The sequence below is a fragment of the Thiohalocapsa sp. ML1 genome (assembly GCF_001469165.1).
Taxonomy (GTDB): Bacteria; Pseudomonadota; Gammaproteobacteria; order Chromatiales; family Chromatiaceae; genus Thiohalocapsa.
The window spans coordinates 16315-31559 of the sequence record NZ_JABX01000039.1; the positions used below are offsets into that span (position 1 = coordinate 16315).

The 15245-nt window shown below is 68.8% G+C and carries 11 protein-coding genes and 1 tRNA gene; 7 read left to right on the forward strand and 5 right to left on the reverse strand.

From position 1 onward, the window contains the following. Positions 1-3: 3 nt before the first annotated feature. From ML01_RS20335 to ML01_RS20345, 3 genes are all read left to right on the forward strand, one after another. A complete protein-coding gene (locus tag ML01_RS20335; protein WP_058557224.1) occupies positions 4-2031 on the forward strand; it encodes a response regulator in 2028 nt (675 codons plus the stop codon). Positions 2032-2152: 121 nt separating this feature from the next. After that, entirely contained in the window at positions 2153-3109 is a 957-nt protein-coding gene (locus ML01_RS20340; RefSeq protein ID WP_058557225.1) for an acetylxylan esterase, read from the forward strand. Positions 3110-3220: 111 nt separating this feature from the next. After that, positions 3221-3949 (forward strand): esterase family protein, encoded by a 729-nt coding sequence (locus ML01_RS20345; RefSeq protein ID WP_058557226.1) that lies wholly within the window; start codon positions 3221-3223, stop codon positions 3947-3949. Between the two features lie 10 nt (positions 3950-3959). Here ML01_RS20345 and ML01_RS20350 read toward each other — a convergent pair whose 3' ends face one another. Continuing rightward, the gene (locus tag ML01_RS20350) at positions 3960-5246 is read right to left on the reverse strand and encodes a citrate synthase (RefSeq protein ID WP_058557227.1); all 1287 of its coding nucleotides are present in this window, start codon (positions 5244-5246) and stop codon (positions 3960-3962) included. 891 nt (positions 5247-6137) lie between these two features. Between ML01_RS20350 and ML01_RS20355 the strand changes: the two genes are divergently transcribed. After that, positions 6138-6956: a PEP-CTERM sorting domain-containing protein gene (locus ML01_RS20355; protein ID WP_058557228.1), complete on the forward strand. Its 819-nt coding sequence runs from the start codon at positions 6138-6140 to the stop codon at positions 6954-6956. Between the two features lie 240 nt (positions 6957-7196). Here the strand turns inward: ML01_RS20355 and ML01_RS20360 are convergent, their stop codons facing one another. Both ML01_RS20360 and ML01_RS20365 read right to left on the reverse strand, forming a co-directional pair. After that, the gene (locus ML01_RS20360; protein ID WP_058557229.1) at positions 7197-7448 is read right to left on the reverse strand and encodes a hypothetical protein; all 252 of its coding nucleotides are present in this window, start codon (positions 7446-7448) and stop codon (positions 7197-7199) included. A gap of 25 nt (positions 7449-7473) precedes the next feature. After that, positions 7474-7923 carry a putative toxin-antitoxin system toxin component, PIN family gene (locus ML01_RS20365; RefSeq protein ID WP_058557230.1) on the reverse strand — a complete coding sequence of 150 codons (450 nt, stop codon included), beginning with the start codon at positions 7921-7923 and terminating at the stop codon, positions 7474-7476. 38 nt (positions 7924-7961) lie between these two features. Between ML01_RS20365 and ML01_RS20370 the strand changes: the two genes are divergently transcribed. Continuing rightward, the gene (locus ML01_RS20370) at positions 7962-10994 is read left to right on the forward strand and encodes an alkaline phosphatase family protein (RefSeq protein ID WP_058557231.1); all 3033 of its coding nucleotides are present in this window, start codon (positions 7962-7964) and stop codon (positions 10992-10994) included. 749 nt (positions 10995-11743) lie between these two features. On the opposite strand, the gene aqpZ is transcribed toward ML01_RS20370, so the two are convergent. Together aqpZ and ML01_RS20380 are read right to left on the reverse strand one after the other, a co-directional pair. Next, the gene (aqpZ, locus tag ML01_RS20375; protein WP_058557253.1) at positions 11744-12508 is read right to left on the reverse strand and encodes an aquaporin Z; all 765 of its coding nucleotides are present in this window, start codon (positions 12506-12508) and stop codon (positions 11744-11746) included. 407 nt (positions 12509-12915) lie between these two features. Beyond that, positions 12916-12990, reverse strand: a tRNA-Glu gene (locus tag ML01_RS20380). Positions 12991-13214: 224 nt separating this feature from the next. On the opposite strand from ML01_RS20380, the gene pcnB reads away from it, so the two are divergent. Together pcnB and folK are read left to right on the forward strand one after the other, a co-directional pair. Next, the gene (gene pcnB, locus ML01_RS20385) at positions 13215-14609 is read left to right on the forward strand and encodes a polynucleotide adenylyltransferase PcnB (RefSeq protein WP_371258228.1); all 1395 of its coding nucleotides are present in this window, start codon (positions 13215-13217) and stop codon (positions 14607-14609) included. After that, entirely contained in the window at positions 14599-15135 is a 537-nt protein-coding gene (gene folK / locus ML01_RS20390) for a 2-amino-4-hydroxy-6-hydroxymethyldihydropteridine diphosphokinase (RefSeq protein ID WP_058557232.1), read from the forward strand. Before pcnB ends, folK begins: the two co-directional genes overlap by 11 nt. Positions 15136-15245: the final 110 nt, after the last annotated feature.

Below are 15245 nucleotides of genomic sequence, written 5' to 3' on the forward strand. Positions count from 1 at the left end.
ACGATGCATCGAGACAGCGACCATCGCCCTCTGCCCCTGACCGGCGCGTCGACGCTGGCCGACCCCGGCCCGCGCGAGCTCGTCGTCATCGTGGATGACCAAAGCACGGGCCGCCGCGTGCTGGAGCGGCTGATCCACACCGTCGAGCGCGACCTGGACGTGCTGGTGTTTGCGGACGCGCCAACGGCGCTGGCCGCCATTGAGGCGCGCACCCCCGACCTAATCCTCACCGACTATCTGATGCCGGGCATGGACGGCATCAGCTTCATCCGCCGCGTGCGCGAGCTGCCCGATCTCGGCGACGTGCCCATCGTCGTCGTCACGGTGGTGGACGAGCGCGGCGTCCGCTATCGGGCGCTGGACGCGGGCGCCACGGACTTTCTGAACCGGCCCATCGACGAGCACGAATGCCGCGCGCGCTGCCGCAATCTGCTGACGCTGCGCCGCCAGCAGCAGATTAGCCGCTGGCGGGCCGAGCGGCTGGCCGAGAGCGAGCGGCGCTTTCGCACCATGGCCGATGAGCTGCCGCTGATGATCTGGCTGCAGGAGGCGGGCAATGAGCCCGGCTTTGCCAATCGCGCCTGCCGCGACTTTTTCGGGCTGCCCGCCCCCGTCGGCGTCAAGGCCTGCTGGCAGGGCGGGCTGCACCCCGATGACCGGGACGCCTACCTGGCGGCCTTCGAAGCGCAGCGTGCCGCGCGGCAGCCCTTCCATGGGGAGTGCCGCATGCGCCGCGCGGATGGCGAGTGGCGCTGGCTCGAGTCCTTCGTGCGGCCCTTCTTCGGCGCCGATGGCGAGCCCGGCGGCGTCGTCGGCGCGAGCCTCGACATCACCGAGCGCAAGGCGGCGGAGGCGGCGCTCAAGGCGTCGCACCTGGAGCTGGAACGGCACGGCGAGCAGCTCGCGCGGCTCGCCTCGCAGCTCACGCTCACCGAGCAGCGCGAGCGCAAGCGCCTCGCCAAGGTGCTGCACGATGAGCTGCAGCAGCTCCTGGTGGGGGCGAGCTTCGGCTTCGAGCGCATCGGGCGTGCCGCGAAGGGACAGCCCGAGTGTGCCGACCTCGCGGCCACCTTTGCCGACGTCGCCGACGCGCTGAAGGAGGCCATCGACGTGTCCCGCACCCTGGTGGCCGACCTGGCGCCGCTGATCCTGCATGAGGCGGGCCTGGCGGAGGCGCTCGACTGGCTGACGCGGCGCATGCGGGAACGCTACGGGCTTGAGGTCCGGCTGGACCTGCCGCAGCCCGTTGCGCCGCTGCCCGAGGATCTGCGCAGCCTGGTCTTCGATGGCGTGCGTGAGGCGCTGCTCAATACCGTGAAGCACGCGCAGTGCAGCCACGCGTCGGTGGCCGTCTCCGAGCCCGGCGATGGCTGGCTCTGCGTGCGCATCGAGGACGACGGCGTCGGCTTCGACGCCGCCGCGCAGGACTCCGGCGCCGCGTCACCCGCCGGCTTCGGGCTGTTTTCGATGCGCGAGCGGCTGCATGCCCTCGGTGGCCATGTGGTCATCGACAGCCGGTGCGGCCAGGGTACGCGGGTGACGCTCAGCGTGCCGCGGCCCAGCGCGACGGAGCAGCGCTCGCTCGATCTGCCCGCGACGCCGGCGACGGCGACGGTGCCGGACGGCGAGCCCGCGCTTGCCGGCGACGGCGTGCTGCGCGTGCTGCTGGTGGACGATCACACCATGGTCCGCCGGGCGCTCGCCGCGACCCTGGAGGACGCGCCGGACGTGGTCATCGTCGGCGAGGCGGCCGATGGCCTGGACGCGGTGCACGCCGTGGAGCACCTGCAGCCGGATGTGGTGCTGATGGACTTCGCCATGCCGCGACTTGACGGGCTGGAGGCCACGCGGCGGATCAAGGCGCGCTGGCCCGGTGTCGGTATCATCGGGTTGTCGATGTACGACGAGGCCGACCGCGCCGCGGCGATGATCGAGGCCGGCGCCAGTGCCTATTTGAGCAAGACCGGTGACATCGACGCGCTGCTCGCGACCATCCGCAGCGTGGGCGCGGGGCTTGCAGGCGCGGCTTAGCGGGCTCGGGCGACGCCAGCCGGGCACGTCGGCGCTGGGCAGTGTCGTGCCGTTCGGGGATCATCAGCGCATTGCGTGCCGGGCCGCGGGCCGCGGCGCATCCCGCTGGTGACCCCCCGCTATGCCCGAGCATGATTTCCCCTTCGACCCGAGCTATGGCTACGACCTGGCCGGTCTCCTCGCCATCGCCCCGCCGCCGGAGCCGGCGGGCTTCGTCGAGACCTGGCGGGCGCGGTATGCCGCGGCCCTTGCCATCGACCCTGCCCCGCAGGTGCGCGTGAGTGCGGCGCGACGGCCCGGGTTTCGGGTGTTGGACGTCGAGTATCGCACCACCGACGGCTTTCCGATCCGTGGCTGGCTGCTGTTGCCCGAGGCCGCCTCGCCGCGGCTCGGCCTCATCCTCGGCCACGGCTACGGCGGCATCGAGGCCCCGGATTTTCCGCTGCCGCGTGCCGACGCCGCCTATCTGATGCCCTGTTTCCGCGGGCTCTGCCGCAGCGCGCGCGCGCCCATCGCCACCGAGCCGCACTGGCATGTGCTGCATGACCTGGACAAGCTGGAGCGCTACATCCTGCGTGGTTGCGTGGAGGACCTCTGGACCGCGACGACGGCGCTGCTCATGCTCTGCCCGTGGCTGGCGGGGCGCATCGGCTATCTCGGCATCAGCTTCGGCGGCGGCATCGGGGCGCTCGCGCTGCCGTGGGAGACCCGCATCGCGCGGGGGCACCTCAACGTGCCGACCTTCGGCCATCATCCGCTGCGCCAGACGCTGCCCTGTATCGGCAGCGCCGAGGCCGTGCAGCGCTTCGTGGCGGCGCATCCGGACGCGGCCGAGACCCTGCGCTGCTACGACGCGGCCGTCGCCGCGCGTCATCTCCGCCAGCCCATGCACTTGGCGCTGGCGCTGTTCGACCCGGTGGTGCCGCCGCCGGGGCAGTTCGCGATCTACAACGCGATCCCGGGCGAGAAGGTGCGCTTCGTGCTGCCAGCCGGGCACTTTCCCTACCCGCGCCAGGCCGCGCGCGAAGCGGCGCTGCTCAAGTCGCTCGCGACCTTTTTCGCGCCGCTCGCGAGCTGACAGTGCCCGTGGACGCTGCTGTCATCAGCGGGTTACATTCGCCGGCTATGCTTGTGCGCTTTCAAGGTGGAGCCGGCTCCCGGCCGCCGTGTCTGCGAACTGGCGACGACGATGAACCGCGAGTATCACCGCTGGCACAGCCCCCGACTGGGCCGCGATATGGAGTTGCTGGTCTTCGGCCACGCGGGGGCCAAGGTCCTGGTTTTTCCAACCCGCGACGGACGCTTCCACGAGTACGAAGACCTGCGCATGGTCGCCGCGCTTCGGCACAAGATCGACGCGGGCCAGCTCCAGCTCTGGTGCGTGGACAGCGTCGACTGGGAGAGTTTCTATTGCTTCTGGTGCCATCCGGCGGACCGGGTGCGGCGGCACATCGCCTACGAGGACTATGTGCTGAACGAGGTGCTGCCGCTGATGCAGCAGCGCAATCCGCACCCCTGCACCATCTCCCACGGGCTGAGCTTGGGTGCGTTCCATGCCGCGAATATCGCGTTTCGCCATCCGCATCTGTTCCGGAAGCTGGTCGCCTTCTCCGGGCGTTATGACCTGACGCTGAGTATCGAGCACTTTCGCGACCTGCTCGACGGCTGGCGCGACGAGAACGTCTATTTCCATACGCCGGCGCAGTACCTGCCGAACCTCCACTGCCCGTGGCGGCTCGATCAGTTGCGACGCATGGACATCGTGCTGGTCATCGGCCGCGAGGACCCCTTTCTCGACAACAACCGCTGGATCAGCGGGGTGCTGTGGGAGAAGGGCGTGCGGCACGCGCGGCACGAATGGGACGGCCGCGCGCACAGCGGTTATTACTGGCGGCGCATGGCGCCGCTCTACGTCTGACCGCGCAAACTCAGCCGCGCTCCGCCATCGGCACGTAGTCGGCCCTGGTGCTGCCCGTGTAGATCTGTCGCGGCCGTGCGATGCGGCTGCCGCCCGCGCGCTGCTCCCGCCAGTGGGCGATCCAGCCCGGCAGGCGCCCGATGGCGAAGATGACGGTGAACATGTTGGTCGGGATGCCGATGGCGCGCAGGATGACGCCGCTGTAGAAGTCCACGTTCGGGTACAGCTTGCGCTCGATGAAGTAGGGGTCGCTGAGCGCGATCTCCTCCAGCCGCCGGGCGATGTCGAGCAGCGGGTCGTCGACGCCGAGCCGGGCGAGCAGCTCCTCGGCCACCTCGCCGAGCAGCTTGGCGCGCGGGTCGAAGTTCTTGTAGACGCGGTGCCCGAAGCCCATGAGCCGGACCTTGGTGTCCTTGTCCTTGGCGAGCTTCACGTACGCCTCCGGGGTCAGGTGCCCGTTGTGGATGCGCTCCAGCATGTCCAGCACCTCCACGTTGGCGCCGCCGTGCAGCGGGCCCCACAGCGCACAGACGCCGGCCGCGCAGGACGCAAACAGGTTCGCGCCGCTGGAGCCGACCATGCGGACGGTAGAGGTCGAGCAGTTCTGCTCGTGGTCGGCGTGCAGGATCAGCACGAGGTTCAGCGCGCGGATCACGCTCTCGTCGCAGGCGCAGTCGTCGTAGGGCTCCGAGAACAGCATGTGCAGGAAGTTCGGCACGTACTTGAGGCGCGGATTCGGGTAGATGTAGGGCTGCCCGCGGGAGTGCCGGTAGGCATAGGCGGCGATGGTGCGGATCTTGCTAATGAGCCGGGCGGCGGCGCCGCGGAAGCGCTCGGGGTCCTCCAGCTCGAACAGCTCCGGGTAGAAGCAGGACAGCGCGTTGATCATGGCCGACAGGATGGCCATGGGCGGGGCGGCGCGCGGGAAGCCCTCGAAATGGTGCTTCATGCCCTCGTCGAGGTTGGCGTGCCGGGTCAGGTCGGCGGCAAAGCTGGTGTACTCGTCCCCGCTCGGCAGCGCGCCGAAGATGAGCAGCCAGGCCACCTCCACGAAGTTGGGCTCTGCGGCGAACTGCTCGATGGGGATGCCGCGGTAACGCAGGATGCCCTGCTCGCCGTCGATGTAGGTAATGGCGCTCTCGCAACTGCCGGTGTTGCCGTAGCCCGGGTCCAGCGTGATGTGGCCGGTCTTGGCGCGGAGGTCGCGGATGTCGATGGCGCGCTCGCCCTCGCTGCCCTCGAGGACGGGAAACTCATATTGGGCGTCGCCCAAACTCAAGCGGGCTCGGTCGGTCATGGACGGCTGGACTCCGGGGTGATTGTGGAGCCGAGATTATTCCCGTCCGCGCCGCGGCGGTATCGAATTCTATGGGGTGGGGGCGCTGACTGATGCCGGGGTACGCGGAGGGGCCGACTGAAGTCGGCGTACCCGGGGGGCCGACTGAAGTCGGCGTACCCAGGAGAGGCCGACTGAAGTCGGCGTACCCGGGAGAGGCCGACTGAAGTCGGCGTACCCAGGAGAGGCCGACTGAAGTCGGCGTACCCGGGAGAGGCCGACTGAAGTCGGCGTACCCGGGTGGGGCGACTGAAGTCGGCGTACCCGGGAGGGGCCGACTGAAGTCGGCGTACCCGGGGGGCCGACTGAAGTCGGCGTACCCGGGAGAGGCCGACTGAAGTCGGCGTACCCGGGTGGGGCGACTGAAGTCGGTGTAGGTGGGGCGGGGCGCCTGGGTACGCCGGATTCATCCGGCCCTGGGGGACGGCGACTTTAGTCGCCGGCGTGGTCGCAGGCAGAGCCCCATGCGCCGCCGCGTGTCGTCCGGGTGTCAGCTTTTTTACAGTCAGGGACTGAGTAAGACGCCGCTCGTCGTGTCATGCAAACCTTTGAACAGAATCAGGAAAATGCTGAGCGCTTGCGGCCTGTGCCGCGCAGCCCTGCGCTTTTTGTAAGGAAAAGGCTGACATCGAGCCCCCGCGGAGTGTAAAGCGCCCTGTAAAGTTCATCGCGGCGCCAGGCGGTCGTGCTGGTCGAATCCAGAAAAAATAATATAAAACAATAATCTAAGAATGCTGGCGTGTGTGTTGCGTGGCTTTGGGCGCTACGCCTTGGCGCCGGCTCGGTCACCAAATCCGAGCCCGCGCCAAAGCGGACGCGACACAGCATCCATCCCAGCACAGGACCCATAGCATGCATCAGATCTCCGCACCCACCGGCGACACCGGCGACACCACCGCCGCAGACGCCCTCGACACCCAGCTCAGCGCCTACGGCCAGCGCGCCGGGCGTCGCCGCCGCAAGGCCGGCGCCGCGGAGGTGCTGGGCTACACCGCCGCCGCCGGCGGGCTCGCCTTTGCCGGCGGGGATGCCCTGGGCGCCATCGTGCATAATACGACTGGCACCGCTTTCGCCGTTAATGACAGTATCTCATCTCCGCAACTTGATCTCGATGGCGCGGGCAATGCTGATTGGGGGCTCTTCTTGGGCGACGTCTACTTTTCCGGGAGCTACTTTTATGCCTTCGCATCCCATTCAAACGCCGGCCCAGGCTCGACTGTTGCAAGCGGCGGTGCGGCGCTTAAACTCTCGCCTGGTTTTGTCGTCGGCCCAACCTTGGCATCAGGTGGGTTTTCTAATGGCGGCGCGGATTGGTACATCAATCTTATCGGCAGTGCTAATGGCCCGTTCTTCAACGGCACGACCGGTTACCTGGGGCTGCGCTTCGAGGGCGACACGGGCACCGTCGCTACCCAATATGCGTGGGTGAAGGTCTCGTTCGCCTGGCAGGCCCCGAGTGCCCTGACGATGAACATCCTGGAATGGGCCTATGACAACAGCGGCGCGTCCATCGCCGTCGGCGACACCGGCCAGCCGACGGATGTACCGGTGCCCGCCACCCCGCTCCTGACCCTGCTCGGCCTGGGCGCCGTGGGTCTCTCGGCCTATCGCCGCCGGCGCGAAGCGGGCCTGAAGCGGCTGGCGGCGGAGCAGGAGGGCGCCGCGGCCTGAGCCCGGTCGCCGCGCCGGGAGGGCCGGCTGACCGGGAGCGCCGGCTTTCAGCCGGCGTTGGCTGCCGCGGCCTCGATGCCCGGGAGCGCCGGCTGCCTAGCCGGCTGCACCCGCCGCGGGCTCGCTGCGAGCGGTGTGTTGCTCCAAGGCGCGCAGCCCAAGCCGAACCGCCGCGACGCCCTCGGCGCGGCATCGAGCCGCGACGAGGGCGGGCCGGCTGAAAGCCGGCGGTCCCCGGGGTCAGTCCGCCGGCAGCTCGTCGCCGGGCCGCGGCGGCTCTGGGCCGATACGGCGCAGCACGTCCAGGAACCGGGCCTGGTCGGCGCGGGCGGCACGCTCGGTGAAGACCTCCTCGGCCGCGAGCGCGGCGACCTTTTCGGCCAGCGCGGTGTTGATGAATTGGTTCAGGCTGACGCCGTCGCGCGCCGCGGCACGGCGGGCGGCGGCGAGGATGCTGGCGGGTGCCTTCAGTGGGTAATTGCTCTTGCTCATGGGCTCGGGCCTCAGCTCGCGCGGGTCATCGAATCGGCCCCTCATGAATCCAGCCGGCGCGCAGCCGGCGGGCAACATCGGCCGGCCGGCAGGTCTGGATGCCGAAGCGCATCGGAACCGGACCGAAATCCTGAAGGTTGAAGGTGACGAGGTGTGTGGCGCCGGCGTTGGCCGCGGCCTCCAGCACCATATCGTCGTCTCGGTCTCGAAGCTGCGGCCGCCACAGGTACCAAATGTCGACGCGGACGAGCACCGAGGCCAGTTGATCCAGGATCGTGTCGATATCGTGCACCGTGGCGCCGGCCCGCAGCAGCGTCGTCTCGCGCTTGAGCACGGCTTCGTACTCCAGGAACAGCGGCACCGACGCGGCGGCCGCAATCGCGCCGAGGCCCACCGACTCCAGCAGGTAGCGCGACGCGCCCGTCGCGCTCATCACGCCGGCGGCGACCACGTCGGTATCCAACACCAGCAACATATGCCATAGCATATCGGCAGATGAGAGGATCGCAACCCATGACGCGCAAGCTCCTACTGATCGGCTGGGACGCCGCCGACTGGAAGACCATCGACCGCCTGGTGGACCAGGGCGACATGCCCATCCTGAAGGGCCTGATCGAGCGCGGCACCCGCGGCAACCTGACCACCCTGCACCCGGTGCTCTCACCAATGCTCTGGACCAGCATCGCCACCGGCAAGCGGCCCTTCAAGCACGGCATCCACGGCTTCGCCGAGCCGGACCCCAAGGGCGGCGCGCGGGCCATCAGCAACCTGGGGCGCAGCACCAAGGCGGTCTGGAACATCCTGAACCAGAGCGGCCTGCGCTCCAACGTCATCGGCTGGTGGCCGAGCCATCCGGTGGAGCGGATCAACGGCGTCATGGTCTCGGACATGTACCAGAAGGCGCCGAAGGTGGAGCACGGCCCCGGTCAGCCGTGGCCGCTGCGCCCGGAGACGGTGTGGCCCGAGCGCCTTGCGCAGACCTTGGCCGAGTTCCGCGTGCGCCCGGAGGAGCTGGGCGCCGATGTGCTGGAGCCCTTCATCCCCAAGCTCCAGGAGATCGACCTCGAGAAGGACAAGCGCCCCATCGGCGTGGCGAAGATCCTGGCCGAGACCGCGAGCATCCATGCCTGCGCCGATTGGGTGATGGACCGCGAGCCCTGGGACTTCATGGCCGTCTATTTCGATGCCATCGACCATTTCGGCCATGGCTTCATGAAGTACCACCACCCGCGCCAGGACTGGATTCCGGAGCGGGACTTCGAGCTCTATTCGAACATCATCGACATGGGCTATCGGTTCCATGACCTGATGCTCGGGCAGACCCTGTCCAAGATCGACCTGAACCAGACCACGGTGGTCATCTGCTCGGATCACGGCTTCCACCCGGATCATCTGCGCCCCCGCGCCATCCCCAAGGAGCCCGCGGGCCCCGCGGTGGAGCACCGCGAGCACGGCGTCTTTCTCATTGCCGGCCCCGGCATCCGGAAGGATGCCCTGATCCATGGCGCGACCCTGTTGGACGTGACCCCGACCATCCTGACCGTCTTCGGGCTGCCGGTGGGCGAGGACATGGACGGCGAGCCGCTGCTGGAGTGCTTCGAGCCCCAAGGGGAACAGTTGCCGGAGGTGGAGTGGGTGGAGAGCTGGGATGCCATCCCGGGCGACGACGGCCGCCACCCGGAGGCCAAGGAGATGCCGGGCGGCGACGACGCCGAGACCATGCAGCAGTTGGTCGACCTCGGCTACATCGAGCGGCCGGACGTGGACAAGTCCGAGGCCCAGCGCCAGACCCAGCGCGAGCTGGACTTCAACCTGGCGGAGTCCCTGATGGACGCCGGGCGCTTCGCGCATGCCATCGACATCCTGGAGCGGCTGTGGAGGGACTGGCCCATGGAGCACCGCTTCGGGGTCCGACTCGCCTACTGCGCGCAGATGCTGGGACAGACCGGGTTCCAGCGCCAGATCGTCGAGGCCCTGTTGGAGCGCCGCAAGCAGGAGGCCGACGCCGCCCGCGAGCACCTGAAGGCGTTCCACGCCGTGCTGAAGCAGCGCAAGGCCGAGCGCGGCGAGGACGCCGCGGACGAGGCCGAGCTGGAGCAGGCCGCCGCCGATGAGGCCGAGGCCGAGCGCCTGCGCCAATCCCTCGAGACACCCGAGGAGGCGGACGCCGAGAAGCCCCCGCTGATGTCGGTGAAGGAGCGCGAGCAGTACCTGAACCTGCGCGCCAAGGCCCAGTTCAGCCCGTACTTCATGCACTACCTGCTCGGCAACGTGCTGTTCGACGAGGGCCAGTACGACGAGGCGCTGGCCGTGCTCGCCAAGGCCGAGCAGGCGAGCCCCAAGTCCGTGCGGCTGCTGACCCTGATCGGGCGGGTGTACCTGGAGATGCGCCGGCCGGACGACGCCGAGCAGACCTTCGGCAAGGTCATCGGCTTCGACCCGCTCAACCCCGATGCGCACCTGGGCCTGACCCGGGTCGCGCTGGCCCGCGGGCAGTTCCAGCGTGCGGCGCAGCTCGGGCTCAAGACCGTCGGCCTGCGCTATCACTTCCCGTGGGCACACCATTACCTCGGCGTTGCGCTGGAGGGCCTCGCGCGCTACCGCCAGGCGGTGCAGGCCTTCGAGGTGGCCGTCTCGCAGAACCCGAACCTGCTCGACGCCCATCGCCGCCTGGAGCACCTGTACAGCCACGTGCTCGGCGGCTCACCGGCGGCCCGCGCCAAGGCCGAGGAGCGCACCCGCGCCATCGCCGAGATCGGCGAACGCATCGAGCAGCACCGCGCCCGGCGTGCCGGCGCGGTGCCGAAGGTGGACGGCGCAGCGGACGTCGCGCCCATCGAGCTGGACGACCCGAACGCACCCAAGCCCGAGGACCCGGTGCTGGCTCAGAACCCCTGCGACATCGTCGTCGTCTCCGGCCTGCCGCGCTCCGGCACCAGCATGATGATGCAGATGCTCAGCGCAGGCGGCATCGCGCCGCTCACCGACGGCGAGCGTACCGCCGACGGCGACAACCCCAAGGGCTACTTCGAGTACGAGCCCGCCAAGCGCCTGATGACCGACCGCACCTGGCTGCCGGCGGCCGACGGCAAGGCGGTGAAGATCATCGCCCAGCTCTTGCCCTACCTCCCGCCGAAGCCGCACCAGTTCAAGGTGATCTTCATGGAGCGGGATCTGGACGAGGTGGCGGCCTCCCAGGACGTGATGCTCGCGAACCTGGACAAGCAAGGCGCACGGCTGCCCAAGGACAAGCTCAAACAGGCCTATGCCGGCCAGATCGCCGGGCTGAAGCGCCTCCTGGGTCAGCACGGCAGCGTCGCGACGCTGTGGCTGAACCACGCCGAGGTGCTGGCCGAGCCCGAGAAGATGGCGCGTCGGGTCGCGCTGTTCCTGGGGCCTGTCGGCGGGCCTCTGGGCAATGAACCGCTGGATGAGCACGCCATGGCGGCCGTTGTGGACCCGAGCCTGCATCGGCAGCGGGTGGCCGCGGCTTGCAGCCGCGACGGCCTCGCTTTTGCTCAGGACAAGGTGGCCCGCGGCGGCTGAGGCCTCGCCCTTTGGGAGCGGCGATACCATGAAAGTCGCGCGCAGCCCGCGTAGGGCGGAACGCGATAGCGGCTCCGCCAACGGCGGACGAGCTCGATGCTGACCGCGCATTCCGACGCATGCTTCGATTTGGCGACGCTTCGCTGGGCGGGGGCTGGCGGATCGCCCTATCGGGAATTACGCTGACAGTTTACTAAATCAACCAAATAGGAAGCACGGAGCCGGATATCTCCCGATTGCTGATGCCGAAATTGCGACCCTTGCTGCCGATCCCGCGGAGGCCTTGATCATAACTCCGGCCACAGCAGCGGTCGCCTGCGTAGTCAGGCGATCCTGGCCTGACGCCACCAGGGCTGGAAGCCCTGGCTACGCACGGAGCCCGCGGCGCTGGTCGTGGTAGTAGAGTGTCTTACTGCTTCAGGCCGGCAACGGAGGGTGGGCTCGACGTGCCGCGGCGCGGAGCGCCGGGAGACGGGTGACACCGCTGGAGCGGTGTCACCAGCCGGTAGTTGGTGCGCCAGAAACGAGCCGACTGAAGTCGGCGTACCCGGGAGAGGCCGACTGAAGTCGGCGTACCCGGGAGAGGCCGACTGAAGTCGGCGTACCCGGGAAAGGCCGACTGAAGTCGGCGTACCCGGGAGGGGCCGACTGAAGTCGGCGTACCCGGGAGAGGCCGACTGAAGTCGGCGTACCCAGGGGGGGCGACGCCTCGCCGTTGCGATGACGGTGAGGCGTCGGCCGAGGTCGCGTCAGGTCGTCGCGGGCATCGCGGCGGGCTCGGGCTTGCCGGCCTCAAAGAGCTTATAGACGACGCCGGCCAGGGCGGCGCCGGCGATGGGCGCGACCCAGAACAGCCAGAGCTGGGCCAAGGCCAAGCCCTCGCCGTTCAAGGCCAGCACCAGGGCCGGGCCGGTGCTGCGCGCCGGATTCACGGAGGTGTTCGTCACCGGGATCGAGATCAGGTGGATCAGCGTCAGCGCGAGGCCGATGGCCAAGCCGCCCGCCACGGCGGTGCCGCGCTTGTCGGTGACGCCCAGGATGATGAACAGGAACATGAAGGTCATGACGACCTCGGTGATGAGCGCCGGGATCAGGCCGTAGCCGCCGGGGGAGAGCTCGCCGAAACCGTTCACCGCGAGGCTGTTGGCCGCGAGCGCGAACCCGGGGCTGCCGCTGGCGATGATCAGGATTAGGAAGGCGGCGACGATGGCCCCGACCGTCTGCGCGACCACGTACAGGGGCACCTCGGCGAAGCTGAAGCGCCCGCCCACGGCGAGACCGACGGTCACGGCCGGGTTCAGATGGCAGCCGGAGATGTGGCCGATGGCGTAGGCCATGGTCAGCACCGTGAGGCCGAAGGCAAAGGAGACGCCGAGCAGGCCGATGCCGATGTGGACATTGCTGCCGCCGATGTCGGCCATGAAGCCGGCGGCGAGCACGGCTGCGCCGCAGCCGCCGAGCACGAGCCAGAAGGTGCCGATGGCCTCGGCAATGGAGCGTGTCATCAGTGACATCATGAAAACCTCCGATTCAGGGTGAAGTGAAACAAAGTGAAGTGAAACAAAGCGAACCCTGCCGACGCTGACGAGCGGTGAGCGGCTTGGGCATGCAACAGATGAAGAGGATCGCGCGCAACGGCCGAACTGCACGACGTCGGCGTGCGGGCGCGGCGGCCACGCTGTAGCCTCCGCTCGGCAACGAATAGCAGGCAGTCAAATTCTAAGGGTTGAGCGGCCAAACCGACGAATTCTCTCTCATTTTGGTCGGCGATTCTCGTACAAAAAGCCAGGCGACGTCTCGGGCTTTCGGACACGCACCATCAGCGCCGCGCAAGCAGCGCACGCGGACACGGCAATAGAAGAGAAGGGTAGCCTCGAGGCGCGGCGTTGGGCCACTCGTTGGGCCGTTTAAGCGCGGGAGTTGGCGCTCCCTAGGGGATTCGAACCCCTGTTGCCGACGTGAGAGGCCAGTGTCCTAACCACTAGACGAAGGGAGCAGATGCGCTTGCGCGAATCGCGTACTATACAGGAAATCAGGCGCTGCTCAAGCGTTCGCCGCGGGCTGCATCCTGATGCCGCGAGCCCCGGCCCCGGCGGTCATGCCGCCTCGGCTGCGAGCTTGCCGCGACGTTGTTTTCGTCCAACATTCGCGGCTTCCGGCCCGCGCCGGCCACACCGTCGGACCCGGATTCCACACAGCCGACCATCCCCCAACAGCCGTTTGTATCCCTTGTCTGCCATCGCTGATCCCGAACCGCTGATCGTCCCCCGCGCCGAGCACAACATCTCGCGCAGCAATATCAGCCCGAACGCGTTGAAGGTCCTGTACCGGCTGCGCGATGCGGGGCATGCCGCCTATCTGGTGGGTGGCGGCGTGCGTGACCTGCTGCTCGGCCATGAGCCGAAGGACTTCGATATCGCCACCGATGCGACGCCGGAGGAGGTGCGGACGGTCTTCCGCAACTCCCGGCTCATCGGGCGCCGCTTCCGGCTCGCGCATGTCTTCTTCGGCCCCGAGATCATTGAGGTGGCCACCTTCCGCGCCAGCGCCGTGCCCGCCGGCCAGGACGGCAGTGAGGACGATACGCTGCGCACCGAGAACGGCATGATCCTGCGCGACAACGTCTACGGCAGCATCGCCGAGGACGCGGTGCGCCGGGACTTCACGATCAACGCGCTGTACTACAACATCAACGACTTCTCGCTGGTGGACTACGCCGATGGGCTCGCGGACATCAAGGCCGGGCGCCTGCGGCTCATCGGCGATGACGTCGAGGCCCGCTACCGCGAGGACCCGGTGCGCATGCTTCGCGCCGTGCGTTTCGCCTGCAAGCTCGGCTTCATGATCGACCCCGCGTGCGAGGCGCCGCTGCCGCAGCTCGCGCCGCTGCTCGCGGAGGTGCCGCCGGCGCGGCTGTTCGAGGAGATCCTGAAGATGTTCCAGGCGGGCTACGGGCTGCACGCGTTCGAGAAGCTCCGCCGCTATGGGCTCTTCGCGCAGCTCTTTCCGGCCACCGATGCGTGTCTGGCCCGGCAGGAGCATGAGTTTCCGATGGTGTTTGTGAGCCGCGGGCTCGACACCACCGACCGCCGCGTGCTCGACGGCAAATCGGTGGTGCCGTTTTTCCTGTTCGCGGTGTTCCTGTGGGAGCCGGTGCGCCTGCGCTACCAGGAACTGCTCGATGCCGGCAGCGCGTGGGCGGATGCCATCGCGCTCGCCTCGCATGAGGTCGCCACGGCGCAGCAGCGCCACATCGCGATCCCCAAGCGCTTCGGCATGCCCATGCGCGAGATCTGGTCGCTGCAGCCGCGGCTGGAGCGCCGCCAGGGCCGCCGGCCCATGGCGCTCCTGGGTCATCCGCGTTTTCGTGCCGCCTACGACTTCCTGTTGCTGCGCGCGGAGGCGGGCGAGGTGGACCCGGAGCTCGCCGAATGGTGGACCAAGTTCCAGGACGCCAACACCACCGACCGCGCCAAGATGACCGGCGCCGGCACCAAAAAGCGTCCGCGTCGGCGCCGCAAGCCCAAGACCGCCGGCGGTGCGGGCGAGGATGGCGGCATCGGCGAGCCCATTGCGGGTTTTGAGGGGCGCGCCGGGGGCGAGGATGTCGACTGACCACGCTGTCGCCGAGACCGTCTACATCGGCTTGGGCGCGAACCTCGACAACCCGCGTGCGCACGTGGAGCAGGCGGCGGCGGCGCTGACCCATCTGCCGGCGAGCCGGCTGGAGCGGATGTCGCGGCTCTATCGCACGGCGCCGGTTGGGCCGGGGGTGCAGCCGGACTACGTCAACGCGGCGGCGCGGCTGGTCACGCGCCTGTCGCCGTCCACGCTGCTCGCCGCGCTGCAACGCATCGAGCGCGACCACGGCCGCGTGCGCGACGGCACGCGCTGGGGGCCGCGCACGCTGGACCTGGATATCCTGGTCTTCGGCAGCCGCCGGCAGAGCCAGCCGGGCCTGACGCTGCCCCATCCCGAGGTGTACCGCCGCGCCTTCGTGCTGGTGCCTCTCGCGGAGGTGGCGCCGGTGGACCTGGACATCCCCGGCCAGGGGCGGCTCGATGCGCTGTTGGCGGCGGTGCCGAAGCATGGGGTGGAGCCGCTGGCGCCTGTCCCGCTCGCGCTGCCGACCGTTGGCTGACGCATGCCGATGACCCCCGGCGGGGATGGCAAGCCGTCCGGCGTGCGCTTATCCTCCTGATCCTGGCGTGGCAGAGCCTCAAACCGACCAGAGGTGAAGCAAAGGGCCAA

Bases quoted from the DNA above. Each gene is read 5' to 3' on its own strand.
- ML01_RS20335 (WP_058557224.1), top strand. From the start codon at position 4: ATGCATCGAGACAGCGACCATCGCCCTCTGCCCCTGACCGGCGCGTCG.
- ML01_RS20340 (WP_058557225.1), top strand. From the start codon at position 2,153: ATGCCCGAGCATGATTTCCCCTTCGACCCGAGCTATGGCTACGACCTG.
- ML01_RS20345 (WP_058557226.1), top strand. From the start codon at position 3,221: ATGAACCGCGAGTATCACCGCTGGCACAGCCCCCGACTGGGCCGCGAT.
- ML01_RS20350 (WP_058557227.1), bottom strand. From the start codon at position 5,246: ATGACCGACCGAGCCCGCTTGAGTTTGGGCGACGCCCAATATGAGTTT.
- ML01_RS20355 (WP_058557228.1), top strand. From the start codon at position 6,138: ATGCATCAGATCTCCGCACCCACCGGCGACACCGGCGACACCACCGCC.
- ML01_RS20360 (WP_058557229.1), bottom strand. From the start codon at position 7,448: ATGAGCAAGAGCAATTACCCACTGAAGGCACCCGCCAGCATCCTCGCC.
- ML01_RS20365 (WP_058557230.1), bottom strand. From the start codon at position 7,923: ATGTTGCTGGTGTTGGATACCGACGTGGTCGCCGCCGGCGTGATGAGC.
- ML01_RS20370 (WP_058557231.1), top strand. From the start codon at position 7,962: ATGACGCGCAAGCTCCTACTGATCGGCTGGGACGCCGCCGACTGGAAG.
- aqpZ (WP_058557253.1), bottom strand. From the start codon at position 12,508: ATGTCACTGATGACACGCTCCATTGCCGAGGCCATCGGCACCTTCTGG.
- folK (WP_058557232.1), top strand. From the start codon at position 14,599: ATGTCGACTGACCACGCTGTCGCCGAGACCGTCTACATCGGCTTGGGC.